The sequence below is a fragment of the Halobacillus sp. BAB-2008 genome (assembly GCF_000328325.1).
Classification (GTDB): domain Bacteria; phylum Bacillota; class Bacilli; order Bacillales; family Halobacillaceae; genus Halobacillus.
Genome location: NZ_ANPF01000044.1, coordinates 15,581 through 30,717 on the forward strand (window position 1 = coordinate 15,581; position 15,137 = coordinate 30,717).

Consider the following 15,137-nt stretch of genomic DNA (forward strand, 5'->3'; position numbering starts at 1 on the left):
CGTCGTTCCAATGGAACCGACGGGCTTTTTAACTTTCCTGTTCCGCTTGCTTATACGTGTGAAACCTCAGTTTTCATACGATGTTTCCGCCTTAATTACCTGTGTGCCTCCGATGAAATCATGGATGGCCCGTTTATCTTCCCGGAAAATGACCATGAAAATGCTGACGATAATGGTCACTCCGAAGCTCACGATACTTAGCAGGTAATAGCCGACGAATTCTCGAAGAATCATATTCGATAATTTCACCTGCCCCCCATCTTCATAACGATGCACCCTGATTTTACAAATTCGCTTACCAAGGACATAACCACTCCAGATTAACGGTGTGATGATTAAGTAAAAGGTGTAGAGCAGCTGCCACTCCAACGTGTCCGCCCAATCGGTTGAAAATTCCCCGGTAATCGCAAAATAAAGCAGTCCAATTACAGAGACGAGGATTAATGAATCAAGGAACGAAGCGAGCAGTCTCGATCCGAACCCTGCTGGTTGTTTACGTTCCACGGGATCTCCCCCTTTTTCTCTTTCTACAATACCCTACGATTTTACCAGAGCTGACAGGCGGACATCCAGTCATGATAATAGAGAGGCCGGGAGGATTATCTGCCCGGCCTCTCTATTAATAAGCGCCTTCTGAATAAGTCAGTTCATAACTGTGGGTGTATATTTCAAAGATATTTCCGAATGGGTCTTCCACATAGACCATTTTAAACGGTTTTTCTCCAGGATAATATTCCCGGATCGGCATGCGCTGTTTCCCACCATGAGCCTTGATCTTATCGACCATGCCTTCAATATCCGGGTCTTGAATACAGAAGTGAAAAATACCGGTCTTCCAATACTCGAAGTTGTTCTCCGGTTTTTCATTATTCGGGAATTCAAACATCTCCACTCCGATCTTATCTCCTGTAGCCAGGTGGGCGATCCGGAATTCCTCCCAATCATTCCCGAAGACGTCCCGGCACATCTGGCCGATTGGTGAATCATCATTTTTCACAGGAGACGGGGCCATAATGACATACCAGCCGAAGACCTCTGTATAAAATTTAACTGCTTCTTCCAAATCAGGAACGGATAGACCTATATGAGAAAACGAGCGTGGATATGGTAGCATAATACTTCCTCCTAGTTTCTTTTTTCTTTCAGAACCCATTATAATAAGGACAAGTTCCTTGCGTAAGTATGCACTTTTTTGTAAGACACTAACCCGCAGGTAAGAAAGGAAGGAAGAAATGGATGCATCTTTGGATTCTAACGGAAAACTAAAATGTTCAATTGAGTACACATTGAACAAAATAGGCGGCAAGTGGAAAACGGTCATCCTCTGGCACCTGACCGTCGATGGTACACATCGGTACAATGCACTCCGCAGACTTCTTCCCGGCGTCTCCCATAAAGTTTTGAGTCAACAGCTGAAAGAGCTGGAAGAAGATGGATTTATCGATAGAACTGCTTATAATACAATCCCCCCGAAAGTGGAGTACTCGATCACGGCTTCCGGGAAAACACTACTTCCTATTTTGGAAGCCATGCACCGTTGGGGAACAGAACATGGATCCGAATCTAACGAGAAAGGAGAATTATAATGGGTTTATGGCAGAAAGGACTGCTCGCTTTTGCACTACTCGCTTTTCTATACTCCTTAATGAACCAAAGCACGTCGATAGAGATCACACTTTTCACTGCCGGTTTGATCCTTATCGCTTTCGGTTGGCAGTTTATGACAGATGACAAGAAAACAATCGGATTCATCTATATCATTCCAGGAGGATTCTTCTCTTTCATCGGCCTGATGGCTTGGCTGACATAACTGTTTTCGCTACTCTGTACAAATGAAATAAAAATAAATAAAACTTTTTTCGTCAAAAAGTGATCCAAGCTTCTCTCCTCTCCGATAGCTGAGTGAAAGAAAACAAATAAGACTCAAAAAGGAGAGGAAACAACAATGAAGTTTAAACGAATTTTTGCCGTATTGATGGCAGTCATGCTTATGGTTCCATCCCTCGCATTCGCAGACAGTAAGGATGAGGCGAAAACACCAGTCCAAACACCGGCCGCTGATTTAAGAGCTGACTTAAGCAGTCTACTTTCCGCTCACTTTGAATACCAAGTACTTACAGCAATCAAAACCTATCAGGACGCTCCTGATGCTGATGTTGCCCGTGAAATGCTCGAGAAAAATGCCGATGAAATGACGGCTGCAATCGAGTCACTGTACGGGGAAGAAGGCGCGAAGCAGTTCGCAGACATCCTTTCTTCCCAGTATGAAGACAGCACTCAATTGGGACAAGCTCTGAAAGACGGCGACACGACAGAAGCTTCTCAAGCACTTACAGAAGACTTCCCGAAAGAGTTCGGTGCCTTCCTTGGAACAGCTACAGAAGGCAACCTTCCAGCTGAAACAGCAACAGAAGTATTGATGGCTCATGAGCAGGATGTCATCGATGTTGCAACAAGTTATGTAAATGGTAACTACGAAGAAGCTTACAATCAGTTTGATGAAGGTTTCGAGCGCATGTACACAATCGGTACAGCTCTTTCTGACGCTATTGTTAAGCAAATGCCTGAAAAGTTCAATGATACAAAAGCCGTCACACCAGCTGCCGACCTTCGCATGACGTTCAATCAGCTTCTGGGTGTACACTTCGGCTACCAGACACTTACAAGCCTGAAACAGACCCAAGGTGCGGATGATGCAGAGATCGTAACAGAGAAACTGGAAGAAAACGCTATGGATATGAAAGCTGCCGTTGCCTCTATTTACGGTGAGGAAGGCGCACAACAATTTGCTGATATCTTCGCTTCCCAGTATAAAGACAGTGCAGACCTTGGTATGGCGATGATGAACGAAGATATGGATAAAGCGGACGCAGCGAAACAGTCCCTTACTCAGGATTTCCCGAAAGAACTGGGCGCTTTCCTTGAGACAGCAACAGAAGGCAACCTCCCTGCTGAAACAGCTGAACAAGTACTGATGGCTCACGAACAAGATGTGCTTGACGTCGTTTCTTCTTATATGGATGAAGATTACGAAATGGCTTACCAGACATACGACGAAGGGTTCAAACGTATGTCCACAATCGGAACGGCTCTTTCCGGAGCAATCGCGACACAAATGCCGGACAAATTCTCTTCTGAAGTAATGCCTGAAACAATGCCTGATACAGGTATGGGTGGAACAGCTTCCAACTCCATGTCCATGTGGGTATGGGTGGCAGCAGCTGTCCTTGCAGTCGGTGGAGCTTTCGCCGTAGCCCGTAAAAAAACAAACGCATAATTGTAGATAAAAAAAAGCAGGAAGCCTAAGGCTTCCTGCTTTTTTTGGATTTTCAAGAGTCAATTCCTACTCTTCTTTAACCTGCCAGGCACCACCGCGGCGGTCGTCTCCGACGCCGTACATGGTGCTGTTCTGCTTATCAACGACCAGCCCCTGGATTCCACCGTAATAGAACGGAGAATCCTCCAAATGGACGGTGTATCCACGTTCTGTAAGCTTCTGCCTCGTTTCCTCATCGAATTCCTTCTCGACATAAATATCATCATCTTCGATGTAGAAACGCGGTTCCTTGACCGCATCCTCTAGCGGTTCCTCATACACAAGGTTTCTGGTAAGTACTTGTGTCAACACCATTGGAATCCGTTTTCCTCCCGGCGTACCGATTCCGATCAATTGATCTTCATTCCTCAGTATCGTCGGCGCTGTAAAGCTCCTTGGGTGTTTCCCTGGTTCATACTTGTTCGCACCTGTTTCGCTCTTGCTGAAATTCCGCATCGTATCATTCAGAAAGACACCAGCGACGTTCTGACCGGACCCGAAAAAGTTACTCAGTGAGTGCGTTGCCGTAACGACCATTCCGTCTTTATCAATAACTACAAAGTGGGTCGTGTTATCATCATCCTCTTCGTCCGCTACCGAATCGTTGACTTGGTAATCTTCAGACAATCGGTCCATAGAAATAGTCGAAGCCATCTCTTCTGCATAATCGATATCTGTAAGCTTGTCGAAGTCATTGTCAAAATAACGGGGATCGGCTATTTCACTCAACCGATCATGATACGTCCGCTTCGATATTTCTCCAATTAAGTGGATGAAGTCCGCATCATTTCCCTGCGCACTCTTAATATCAAGCATGTCTGCCATCTGCAGTGACTGAATCAATGTTGGTCCTGCAAGAGGAGGTGCTGCCGAATACACGTCATACCCGGCAAACTTCCCGTGAACAGCTTCATCCTTTTGAATCTCATAGGAAGTGAAATCACTCTTTTTAAGACCGTCGACATGTGCAACGATTTCATCTGCGATTGGTCCATTGTAAAACGCATCTGCTCCGTCCTTTTGAATCAAACGCAGCGTATCCGCCAAATCCTTCTGGACGAGCGTTTCATTCGGCTGGATCGGACGCCCTTCCGGGAAGAAGTTCGGCGTATCCGAAGCACGCATCCTGTAGGAAGCGGCCGTCAAACGTTCCGTGATGAAGCGGTCGTTGGCGAATCCGTTCTCCGCATACCCGATGGCAGGCTCGATCAGTTCTGCCATATCCACCGTTCCATAGTCCTCATGCACAGCCTCCATCCCTTTGACTACACCAGGAATGGCAAAATTACTTGCCGGCTTAGCTCCGGATGGGGGAGCGATTTCTTTATACTTATAGTTGACCGGTGTCTCTTCTCCGGAAGGCAGGACAAGCATCTCTCCTCCACCGCCGATTCCGGAACCGTACGGCTCAACGACCCCCAGCGTGTAGCTGACCGCTACTGCGGCATCTACAGCATTTCCGCCGTTTTCCAATACTTCCATACCGACTTTGACTGCAAGTGGATGGGAGGAGCTGACCCCGTACCCATTCGCCGTTTCCAAGGCCGGTGTTGACTCGACCTCATAATCCGTTTCGTCACTTTTCAGGAAATCGAATTTTCCTTGACTGTAATAAATGAAACCGACGCCTAAAATGACGACGATAAATAAGGTGATGAATATACCTTTATTCTCCAAGCATTCGTGCTCCCTTCCTCTTCCATAGCCACTGACTTATCATCTGCTTCTATTAATTTAATACACTATGTGGCAAAAATAACGTTCCTAATTATAAGCGATTTCTCCCGGAAGAACAATACGACGAAAAAAGCACACCGTTGTCGATGTGCTTTGGGTATTAAGACCCTAACTGGTACTTTTCGTAGTAGTCCGCTTTGTTCGCTTCCCAATCGGCAAGGGAAGTTTCATAGACTTGCTGGCCTTCTTCATCATAGACGCGGACGACACTGCCGTCGCTTGTGATGGCGTATTCTTTCTCTACTTCATTCGACACAGCTTCCATATTATCAGAGCCTCTGGTCACAGGCTGTGCTTCCGCTTCTTCCTGCTGTTTCTGGAATGTCTCAATATGCACTTCCTCGTTCGCTGAAAGAGATTCTACCTGTTTGAATTGTGTCATAAAAACAAGAGCAGCAGCCAACAAAGCAAAGGGTACGATTGATTTAACTAGTTTCATTATCTATAAGCTCCTTATGATAAAAATGAAATTAACGCGCTTTCTGTTCCTTCAGAATATCGGAATGATCTACTTCTATGACGAGCTTGCCGTTCTCTTCTGTATAGTTATCGTCCGGCTGACCGCGAGTCAGCTGCATGAAGATTTTCTTCTGCGTGTACGGATTCTTCGTCAAGGAAGGCCGCGCTTCCCGGATCCGCATCGGATTTATTTCAAAACGTCCGGTCCCATCTTCCATCAAATCATATTGAACAAGAGCACTGTCTCTTGTACGGGACCACCCCTGGTCAAAAATGAAGTTGCCCAGACTGTAAAAGATGACGGAATCGTCATAGACTTCCACAGGCGATAAGACGTGTGGATGGTGGCCGATGATTACGTCTGCTCCCGCATCGACGATCGCATGCGCCATTTCCTCTTGTCTCGGATGCGGCTCGTTATCATATTCCGCTCCCCAGTGGATATGGACGAAGACCATATCCGCATTCTCTTCGGCTTCCTTGACCCTTGGAAGAACGCTGTCCAGGTCCGACACAGCCACACCTGCTCCGAATTCAAGGGCACGGAATCCAGGAACCGTCACATCTGTTACGCCAAGCGTTGCCACAGTCATTCCATTGATTTCCTGATAATCGATTGCTTCTGCTTCTCCTAAATCTTCCCCAGCCCCAACATAGTCGAGTCCCGATTGCTTCAGTGATGCTGTCGTATCCAGCAAGCCTTGCTCACCGTAGTCCATCGTGTGGTTATTTGCCAGATTGATATTGGTGAAGTTGTTCGCTTTCAAAGCTTCAATCGGTTCCTCATTCGAACGGAGCAGAATCGCTTTATCTGTTTCCGTGTAGGCATCTTCTTCTCCAAGCGTTACCGCATTTTCAAAGTTTCCCGTAACATAATCAGACGATTGGAAATAAGGGGAAACATTCTCAAATAAGTAATCCGTCCCATTTTTATCCCGGACATCCGTTACGTGGCGGCCGAACATCATGTCACCAACGAAAGAGGCTCGGAATGTAGAACCCTCTTTCTGTTCCGCTTCCGGAGCGGACGGTGAATAAAGCCATTCGAATCCGACGATAAACAAGGTAAGGATAAGAAGGGCAATCCAGACATGTTTGTTCGTTGATTTTTTCTGCCGCTTCAGCGTCTTTAAATACTTTTCTTGAAAGGTTAGTTTTTTTGACATTTTACATCCACCCTATATCAGGTAATAAACCGTCATGATCAGGAAGGTCAAACCGCTGAGCAGAAGGGTACTGACCGTCGTCAAGACGAGTCCCTGCTTCTGCATCGTATTTGCAATCAACCCAGGTACGATGACCCCGATCCCACGGAATTCCATGATTTCGAATGGTACGACAGGATATAGAAAGTCAAACAGCAGCTTCAGCACAATTCCCGTACTGAGCATAGCTGCGAATTTCCTACGGCCGTATAGAATAGTGAATTTAGATATACCGTATGTAACGATCACATAGGTTAACAAACTCAGGAAAAAGACGACAGCCAAGAAGATTGGCTGATCAAAAACGAGGGCCAAATATCCTGGGACGACAAGACCCGCAGGCAGGACGCCTGTTTTTTCTGCAAATATTAAACTCAAGATGATTCCCAAAACGAGGGATATATATAAATCAGAACCGAACATTTATCTGTTTCCTCCTAGATGACTTGTGGTTTTTGAACCTTATATTCCTGTAATTGCTCAATCATCGGTTCGGCTGCACCATGGATGTTACCGACACCATAAAGGACACGGCCGTTCATCATTCCAGCCAACACGTCCATAATCTCGTCCGTAGACTTTCCTTCCAGATCGATAAAGTTCTCGACCCTGATGCTTCCTTCTTCAACGGCTTGTACAATCGGCTCCGTCGTTTCTCCGATCAACACAAGTGTATCTGTCGGAATGTATGGAAGGACATCTTCGGCAAACTGTTCTGTACGATCGACCCGGTCCTCCCGGCAGTTCATAATGACAATCGGATTTTCAGTTGGATAGCCTAGAAACTCGACCCGTTTCCATATATTAATCGTCGAAGTGGCATCATTTGCCGCGAACCCGTTGACGAAGTAGGAAGGATTTTCATAGTTTCCAAGTGGGAGAATACGCATTGCCCCTGGATCGGGCTGGGCATTCAACATTCCCCGGAAAGCGGTCTCTTCATCGATACCGATGGCTTCTGCTACGGCAAGAGCAAGCGATGCATTTTCCGGAAACACCATATACTCAAACTTCAACAGAAAGTCATCCGGTATTCTTGAATCATCTGCAACAATAACTTTAGTATTACGTTCCTGTGCTGTTTCACGAAACATATCAAGATAAGGGCTTTCTGTCACGATCAAATGTCCGTTGTATGGAATGGTCGCTGTAAAGGAATCCGCCACTTCATCCAGTGTCGGCCCAAGCACATCCATGTGGTCCTCCAAAACATTGACAATAACCCCGATATTGGCCTGCAGCATTTTCTCCTGGAATGTGACTTGATAATCAGGGTTAACCGCCATACACTCACTGATCAGCGCTTCTGCACCGCGATCTGCCGCCTCTTTAACAACCATCCGCTGTTCACGGATATTCGGGCCCTCCGCACGACGCTTGATCGGCTGTTCTTCCGGTGTATCCCAGAAAATCATGCGGGCGGATGTTCCCGTCGTCTTTCCAATCGTTTTATAACCTGCTTCTTTAACGACCCCCGTGATCAGGCGGGTGACGGTTGACTTTCCGCGAACCCCGTTCACGTTGACACGGATCGGGAGCGCATTGATATGTTTCTTGTGCTGCTGCCACTCCAGGGCACCAATGACAAGAACCAAAATCAATACGATCGGAATAAGTAACATGTCTTTTCACTTCCTCTATGGTGTAAATTCTTTACTAATCTCTACAATAACCTCAATTATTATAGAATAAGTGATAGTATTCTACAATATCTGTTTCATAGAAAATAACTATTTGTCGAATAATAAATAATAACCCCCTTTAAAAAAGAGGGATATTTTAGAATTTTAATAAACAATTCAAAAAGAATGTTATATTCCGAATTTTCCATACAAAAAAACCACCTCCCATTGGGAAGGTGGTTTTTCCAGTTTATTATTCCTGCTCTAATTGATCTGCTACCTCATCACTGACGGCATTCGTGCCGCCAAGGACTTGGAAATTGTTCAAATCAAGTTTTTCAATTGTTTCTTCTGTCGTTGCCGGCAGCTTGTCTTTTCGGACAAGAAGCATGGATGCATCTTGTTTGGCAGCAAGGACAGACCCTGTAAGTGCATCAGCGAAATCCGCTCCTGTCGCAACAAAAGTTTTCCCTTTTGGTGCGGTCAGTTTCTCAGCAATGATGGAGGCTGTTTCATAACGATCGGCTCCTTTGTAGCGGGTCGGAGCAGGAAGCATAGCTTCTACATCTTCCGAAACAGCGTTTGTTCCACCGACGATGATACTCTGGTCGAAATCACGGAGAGCTGTCTTCGTGATAGCAGGAAGCTTATCTGTCTTAGATAACAGAATCGGATACCCTTCCTTCGCTGCGTATGGAGCGACTGCAAGTGCATCTGGGTAATTGAAGCCGTCTGCTACGATGACGTTCTCAGGATTTCCACCAAGACGGGCAGCGATACCGGCAGCGGTTTGGAACCGGTTCTTACCGGAAATACGCTCGACCTGGACCCCTATACCGTTAAGCTGATATTTCACATAGTTGGATACGGCACCGGTACCTCCAAGGATAACCGCATTCTTCGCACCAAGGCGTTTGATTTCTTCTGTCACTTTACTGCTCAGACCATCTGTCTTCGTCAAAAGAATCGGCGCATCCTTCTGGTAGGCAAGCGGCGCACCAGCTAAGGCATCAGCGAATTCGTCGCCCCGTGCAATGACAACCGTATCTGCGTGATCCCAGCCTTTTTTCGAGATTTCGATGGCTGTCTCATAACGATCGGCTCCTTTAACACGCTCGGTCGCCTTCTCGATGATTCTTCCTTCTTCTTTCGGGGACACGGTTTCTTTTGCATCTAAATATTCCGTGAATACTTGATAGTCAACGAAGAACAATTCTTTCATCTTACCGGCATCTTTCGCTTCCTTGAAGCTTGTATAGCCATCTCCGCCGTCAGCAATGAAAGCGTTCGTCGCAATTGTATATTCTTTGTCCAGATCGAGTGGTTCAAACCCGTCGTCCGTCTTCACTTTAACATCGACAATTCGTTCACCGACTTCATTGGAGCGGTCGAACGTGTACTGCAGTCCGGAAACGTGGGCAAAACGACCGCCGCCGTTTTCCAGATCGCTCACACCATTTTCAAGCGCACGGTGAATCTGGTCTCCTGTCAGATCAAGCGTTACAAGGTTGTTGGCAAAAGGCATTGTCGTCAATACCTCACCCATTGTAATCTCACCTTGATCGATGGAAGCACGGATTCCTCCACCGTTATGAATGGCAATAGATGCTTCCGGAACGCTCGTTTGTGCTTTCCAAAGCATGGAATCTGTTATCAAGTTCCCAAGGTTGGTCTCTCCCTGGCGGACATCTGCCCGTTCCCCGTTCAGAGGAACTGTCGTCTCTCCTACCACCTGCTGCTTCAGCTCATCCAGAGGTTTTTCCAATTCGGTCAGCAGTTCCTGCGCCTCAGGATCCGCCTCAATGATATACTCCTCGTCTTCGTTCTTAGCGTCAATTTCGATCAGGTTCTCGTCCCAATCAGTAAGGACGCCTTCCTCGTCGAAGCTTACTTGAAGATCTCCAAGGAATTCACTATATTCCCCCGTTTGAACGACAATGGTAGGTTCTCCGCCCTCATCATAAACAACGGCCTCATCAAGCTGCGTATGGCTGTGTCCGCCGATGATAACGTCGATGCCGTCAACTTTTTCAGCCAAATCGTCATCATAAGTGACCCCGACGTGTGTTAAGGCGATGACCTTGTTTACACCCGCATCTTCAAGCATTTTCACCGTTTCTTCTGCTTTTTCAATGTAATCTTCAAAAGCTATCGTTTCTCCGGGATTAGATAGGTATGCCGTCTCTTCCGATGTTAATCCGAATACGCCGACTTGTTCGCCATCCACATCAATGATCGTTGCAGGATAAATGTTTCCCGCTTCCCCCGGTTTTCCGATTTCATTTTTAAATACCGCATTCAATCGTTCGTTTTTGCTGTAATCAATGTTGGCACTGACAATTGGGAAATCTGCTTCCGCAATAAAGTTGGCAAGCGGCTCAGGACCGTCGTCGAACTCATGGTTTCCTGGAACCATGGCATCATAGCCCATCATATTCATAAACTTCACATCAGCAAGACCCTTGTACTGATTGTAGAAAAGCGTTCCGGAGAACACATCCCCGGCATCCAGCAGAATGGAATTATCACGCGCTGCACGGATTTGATCGACCAGTGTCACCTTACGGGCAACACTGGACAGATGCGCGTGGGTGTCATTGCTGTGCATGATGGTTAAGTCAAAATCCCCCTCTGCCGCCTGGACTTCCCCCGATGGCAAAGCGAACGTACCTAGAGCGATGGCTCCTGTGGCAGCAACAACCGCCAATGGTTTAAGTTTCTTCATGGTTCTACCTCTCCCCTATATCGTTATGATTTACTCTTTTAAATCATCCATGACATCATCACTTACCGCATTCGTTCCACCGAGAATGTGATATTGACTGTAATCCTGTTCTTCTATAACTTGTTCGATAGATTCAGGAATCTGCTGTTTCTGCACGAGCAGCATCGGGGCATTCTCCTTCGCTGCAAGAACAGAACCTGTCAACGCATCTGCAAAATCCGCTCCTGTTGCGACGAAGGCATGATTCGTCTTTCCGAACAGTTTCCCAGCTATTTCTGCGGACGTATCATAACGCGTGGCACCACTGTACCTTGTTGCATTCGGCAATTTCTTCAAGATCTCTTCACTGACTGCCGCCGTTCCGCCGAGAACGATGGTCTCTTCCATACCGGACAACGCACGTTTCGTTTCCGCAGGAAGTTTATCCGTCTTAGTCAGAAGAATCGGGTAGCCGTTGGCCGCTGCATAGGAGGCAGCTGACAATGCATCCGGGTAGTTTCTCCCATCCGCTATGACTGCTTTATCCGGGCTGCCGTCCAGGCGGGCAGCGATGTTCGCTGCTGTTTCATATCGATCAGCACCTTTGATCCGTTCTACGGACAAGCCTTCTCCCTTAAGCTGGTACCCGACATAGTCAGATACTGCGCCTGTTCCACCTAATATAATGGCCTTCTTCGCACCCAACCGTTCGATTTCCGCCTTCACTTCAGCCGAAAGACGTTTCGACTTCGTTAAAAGAATCGGTGCGTCCTCTTTAAAGGCAAGCGGTGCACCTGCCAGAGCATCCGGGAAGGAGTCTCCACGTGCAATAACAACGGTATCTGCTTCCTCCCATCCCTGCTTAGATACTTCAATAGCGGTTTTATATCGGTCTTCTCCAGACACGCGCTCTACCTGCGTACCGAATTCCAATTGAGCAAGCATCGGATCGTGGTCACTTGCTCTGCCGTCTGCTTCAGAGAAATTTGAGTTAATGTTTACACTGTCGATTTCCGCCAATTTGGCAAGGTTATTGCTGACCAGGATATGGTCGAGCACCTGGGCATTCCCCTGGTAGTTATAGGAATAACGTTCTGTGATCGGCAGCATTTCTGTCATGTTTGTTAAAATATCGCCTTTCAACGTTTCCAACGGCTTTGAAAACTCAAAGTCGTTCAAGTCGCCAAGTACGACGACGTTCGCATCATCCACGTTGTCTATAACATCCTGGACAAAACCGTTAAGAACGGCTGCCTGCTTCATTCGCTGCACTTCACTTCCAAGCTCCACAGGATGATTGGCACCGAAGAGCGCATCGTCTCCACCTTTAGAATTGAAGTGGTTGGCAACAACAATTACTTTTTCTCCTTGGAATTCAAATTCTGCTGCCAAGGACTTCCGTGAGTTTTCAAACGCTTCGTTCATCGGATCGACACGGCCCGGATTCAGACTTAATCCATCTTCCGACACTTCGACAGCCGTCTCCGCGTCTCCGTCCTTTTTATCTGTCATCGTTACACGGTCGGGATTGTAAAGGAAGCCGACACGAATGTTTCCTCCCGGCTGACCACCGTCCTGTTTATCGACAGGAGCGATGTCCGTAAAGGCATACTCCGGCCCGCCATCCGCTTTAATGGCATCTATTAATTTCTGATAAGACTCATCCGCTTCGACCGTCCCGTCATCTTCAGCCCCGTTGTTATCCTGGACTTCAACAAGTCCGATGATATCCGGCTGTTTCAGGTTCGCATTGATCGACTCAGCAATTTTATTTACTTTATCCTGATCTGTGGATGCAGAGAAATTCTCCACGTTATAGGACGCGATATTCAGTTCATCTTCGACATTCTCCAGCTTGGTCGTCTCTCTTTTTGTTCCGCCATCAATAATTTCAGGAAAATCGCTCGTCAGGCGGATTTTGAAATTACTGTAGTCATAGCTGACGACTCCGGTGACAGAACCATCCAACTTGTCTCCTACTTTGGCGTTGACATCCAATCCATCTACATCCAGCTGGATTCGTTCCGGATTGTAATCTTCAGGAGAAGCCAGCAGCCCTCCGGCATTTGTAAACAACTGGTCATCGTTCGTATTCACATAGACAGGGAGCTCGTCATATTTAGGTGGGCCGGTGACCGTGGCATCCTTGAGTTCCACCCGCATTCCTTCCAGGCTTTCATAAAAGTCCAAACCGTTTTTATCAGGATCAAAAGCGTCTCCTTCTTTAATCGTCACCGTTGGAGGGATTCTGTCTTCTCCAGGAACAATGGCGGCCGGTAGATCATTGCCTGAGGACTGTACCGTGACGGACGTGGAAGTAATCTGCGTCGTCAGAAGGTCTGCTGCATCATCATAACCGTCCTCCCGCCACTCCTTCACTTCTCCGTTTACCGACACTTCATCGCCGACTTTCACACCGGAACCTTTCGCGTAGACATAGATTCCTTCTGATGTTGCATCTTTATCATCTGGATCAGGTTCCTGCATGTAAAAGCCGTTCGTTCCATCAAGAGCCGTAACGATGCCACCGACACTTGATACGTTGACTCCCTCATAAGGAGAGCTGTGGGCTTCCCCTTGAATATCATGAATAGCAATATCCTCCACATCTAAGACATCATAGGAGAATGTAGATACTTCGCTCGTTTCGCCGTCTTCTTTCACGACGACAGCCTTGACTACCGTGTCTTCGGTAAGCTCAATCGGTCCTTCATAGGCTTTGCTGTCTGCTGAGGGAGATGTTCCGTCCACTGTATAATGTATCGCTGCATCCGGCTGGGCCGTCTGCAGAGTAACCTTCGTACCGGTACTGACTGTACCGCTCCCCGGGCTGGCCGTCACGGAGAAGAGCTTCTCAATGATATCGCCCTCATCTCTCGGCACGAGACGGTACTCATCAAAGCTGTAATTAACCACACCTTGCAGCCTTTCGTATGTCTTACCGCTTTCCAAAGCAAGAGCAGTTGCCGGACTGATCAGGAACTCGCCGCTGTCATCTTCGGCAATGAAGTCTCCACGGTCGTTCTCACCAGTAACTTCTATATCATCCAGTTGAACGAATTCACCTTCGATTGCTTCCCCGGACTCTGCCTGAAAATCAGCCGCTTGTACGACTTGAGGCGCAGGCAATCCTTTAGCAGGGGTCGAAACGACGACTTTGTCCCCGCCGGTTTCAATCTGAGCCATTCCATAGTAGCTTGCGAACTTTCCTTCGGCTGTTATTTCATCACCGACATTTGCCTTCAAACCGGAAGCACGGACAATGATGCCTGCTGTGTCATCCTGTATGTATGCGTTCGTCTGGCCGCCGGCTTCGAACATTGCTGTCACGACACCTTGTACTTTTACTGCAGTACCAACGTTATTCGTTCTTGCATCCGCAATACTTGTGAGAGCAGCTGGATCTTCCGGATCACCTGAATCGGCATCATCCGGGTATTTCCCTAAATGAGTAAATGTATCTTTTGGTAGGCTTTTAAATGAGGTGCTGGTGTCAAAAGCATTATCAGGATTGACATCGCCTGCCAGGCTGTCCGTCTTCCTGGTCAGTGTCACATCTAGTGCGTATTTGTCGGTGGATCCAATCTGGCCGATTGAATCGATGACTTCACCGTTCTTCTTCAGAACGATGACGTCGTCACCATTGAAGTTAGCGACCTGCGAATTCGTGGTATCGGCGACATTCATGATCTCTTTTCCTGCTTGCGCGTGGGCGATTACATAAACTTCACCAGCTTTGAGGGTTCCTTCGAGCTGGAGCTCGGCGGGGTCTACTGTTTTTCCATTAAAATAGGTTTCTAGCGTGAAGGCACTCAAGTCCAGGTCGCTGCCTGTCCCATTGTACAATTCCAAAGCTTTGTTGAACGAGGATCCTTCGATATACTCTGAGATCAGCAGATCATCAGCGGTCGGTGCTTCTGCGCGGACATTTCCGGCTGGAAGCGTGAAAGCTCCAAGAACGAGCGAACCGACAACCACAGAACTCACACTGCGTACGAAGTAGTTCTTCTTCAAAACAAAACCTCCCATATTAATTTTAATTTCTGCAACAATATTCATTATATAACATTAAATGTAACATTAGTGTAAATTGT

At 47.1% G+C, this 15,137-nt stretch carries 12 protein-coding genes; 3 read left to right on the forward strand and 9 right to left on the reverse strand.

Annotation, left to right across the window (positions count from 1 at the left end):
* Positions 1 to 66: 66 nt before the first annotated feature.
* Both D479_RS10570 and D479_RS10575 read right to left on the reverse strand, forming a co-directional pair.
* Positions 67 to 504, reverse strand: a complete 438-nt coding sequence (locus D479_RS10570) for an RDD family protein (RefSeq protein WP_008636755.1) — start codon at positions 502 to 504, stop codon at positions 67 to 69.
* Between the two features lie 115 nt (positions 505 to 619).
* Complete coding sequence (locus tag D479_RS10575) at positions 620 to 1,114, reverse strand: lactoylglutathione lyase family protein (RefSeq protein WP_008636756.1); 495 nt, start codon at positions 1,112 to 1,114, stop codon at positions 620 to 622.
* A 118-nt stretch (positions 1,115 to 1,232) separates the two neighbouring features.
* Between D479_RS10575 and D479_RS10580 the strand changes: the two genes are divergently transcribed.
* From D479_RS10580 to D479_RS10590, 3 genes are all read left to right on the forward strand, one after another.
* Positions 1,233 to 1,586, forward strand: a complete 354-nt coding sequence (locus D479_RS10580) for a helix-turn-helix domain-containing protein (protein WP_008636767.1) — start codon at positions 1,233 to 1,235, stop codon at positions 1,584 to 1,586.
* Positions 1,586 to 1,810: a hypothetical protein gene (locus D479_RS10585; protein ID WP_008636768.1), complete on the forward strand. Its 225-nt coding sequence runs from the start codon at positions 1,586 to 1,588 to the stop codon at positions 1,808 to 1,810. The genes D479_RS10580 and D479_RS10585 overlap by 1 nt, the downstream gene beginning before the upstream one ends.
* A 135-nt stretch (positions 1,811 to 1,945) precedes the next feature.
* Positions 1,946 to 3,277 carry a hypothetical protein gene (locus D479_RS10590; protein ID WP_008636769.1) on the forward strand — a complete coding sequence of 444 codons (1,332 nt, stop codon included), beginning with the start codon at positions 1,946 to 1,948 and terminating at the stop codon, positions 3,275 to 3,277.
* A 66-nt stretch (positions 3,278 to 3,343) separates the two neighbouring features.
* Here D479_RS10590 and D479_RS10595 read toward each other — a convergent pair whose 3' ends face one another.
* The 7 genes from D479_RS10595 to D479_RS10625 all read right to left on the reverse strand — a co-directional run bounded on the left by D479_RS10595 (position 3,344) and on the right by D479_RS10625 (position 15,057).
* Entirely contained in the window at positions 3,344 to 4,993 is a 1,650-nt protein-coding gene (locus tag D479_RS10595) for a gamma-glutamyltransferase (RefSeq protein WP_008636770.1), read from the reverse strand.
* Positions 4,994 to 5,153: 160 nt separating this feature from the next.
* Positions 5,154 to 5,492 (reverse strand): hypothetical protein, encoded by a 339-nt coding sequence (locus D479_RS10600; protein ID WP_008636771.1) that lies wholly within the window; start codon positions 5,490 to 5,492, stop codon positions 5,154 to 5,156.
* Positions 5,493 to 5,523: 31 nt separating this feature from the next.
* Entirely contained in the window at positions 5,524 to 6,678 is a 1,155-nt protein-coding gene (locus tag D479_RS10605; RefSeq protein WP_008636772.1) for a CapA family protein, read from the reverse strand.
* 12 nt (positions 6,679 to 6,690) lie between these two features.
* Complete coding sequence (gene pgsC / locus D479_RS10610) at positions 6,691 to 7,140, reverse strand: poly-gamma-glutamate biosynthesis protein PgsC (RefSeq protein WP_008636774.1); 450 nt, start codon at positions 7,138 to 7,140, stop codon at positions 6,691 to 6,693.
* 14 nt (positions 7,141 to 7,154) lie between these two features.
* The gene (gene pgsB / locus D479_RS10615) at positions 7,155 to 8,339 is read right to left on the reverse strand and encodes a poly-gamma-glutamate synthase PgsB (RefSeq protein ID WP_008636775.1); all 1,185 of its coding nucleotides are present in this window, start codon (positions 8,337 to 8,339) and stop codon (positions 7,155 to 7,157) included.
* A gap of 253 nt (positions 8,340 to 8,592) precedes the next feature.
* Entirely contained in the window at positions 8,593 to 11,064 is a 2,472-nt protein-coding gene (locus D479_RS10620) for a cell wall-binding repeat-containing protein (protein WP_008636776.1), read from the reverse strand.
* Between the two features lie 30 nt (positions 11,065 to 11,094).
* Entirely contained in the window at positions 11,095 to 15,057 is a 3,963-nt protein-coding gene (locus D479_RS10625; RefSeq protein WP_008636777.1) for a cell wall-binding repeat-containing protein, read from the reverse strand.
* Positions 15,058 to 15,137: the final 80 nt, after the last annotated feature.

Coding starts and splice junctions, on each gene's coding strand:
- D479_RS10620 (WP_008636776.1), bottom strand. CDS start 11,064: ATGAAGAAACTTAAACCATTGGCGGTTGTTGCTGCCACAGGAGCCATC.
- D479_RS10600 (WP_008636771.1), bottom strand. CDS start 5,492: ATGAAACTAGTTAAATCAATCGTACCCTTTGCTTTGTTGGCTGCTGCT.
- pgsC (WP_008636774.1), bottom strand. CDS start 7,140: ATGTTCGGTTCTGATTTATATATATCCCTCGTTTTGGGAATCATCTTG.
- pgsB (WP_008636775.1), bottom strand. CDS start 8,339: ATGTTACTTATTCCGATCGTATTGATTTTGGTTCTTGTCATTGGTGCC.
- D479_RS10580 (WP_008636767.1), top strand. CDS start 1,233: ATGGATGCATCTTTGGATTCTAACGGAAAACTAAAATGTTCAATTGAG.
- D479_RS10575 (WP_008636756.1), bottom strand. CDS start 1,114: ATGCTACCATATCCACGCTCGTTTTCTCATATAGGTCTATCCGTTCCT.
- D479_RS10590 (WP_008636769.1), top strand. CDS start 1,946: ATGAAGTTTAAACGAATTTTTGCCGTATTGATGGCAGTCATGCTTATG.
- D479_RS10585 (WP_008636768.1), top strand. CDS start 1,586: ATGGGTTTATGGCAGAAAGGACTGCTCGCTTTTGCACTACTCGCTTTT.
- D479_RS10605 (WP_008636772.1), bottom strand. CDS start 6,678: ATGTCAAAAAAACTAACCTTTCAAGAAAAGTATTTAAAGACGCTGAAG.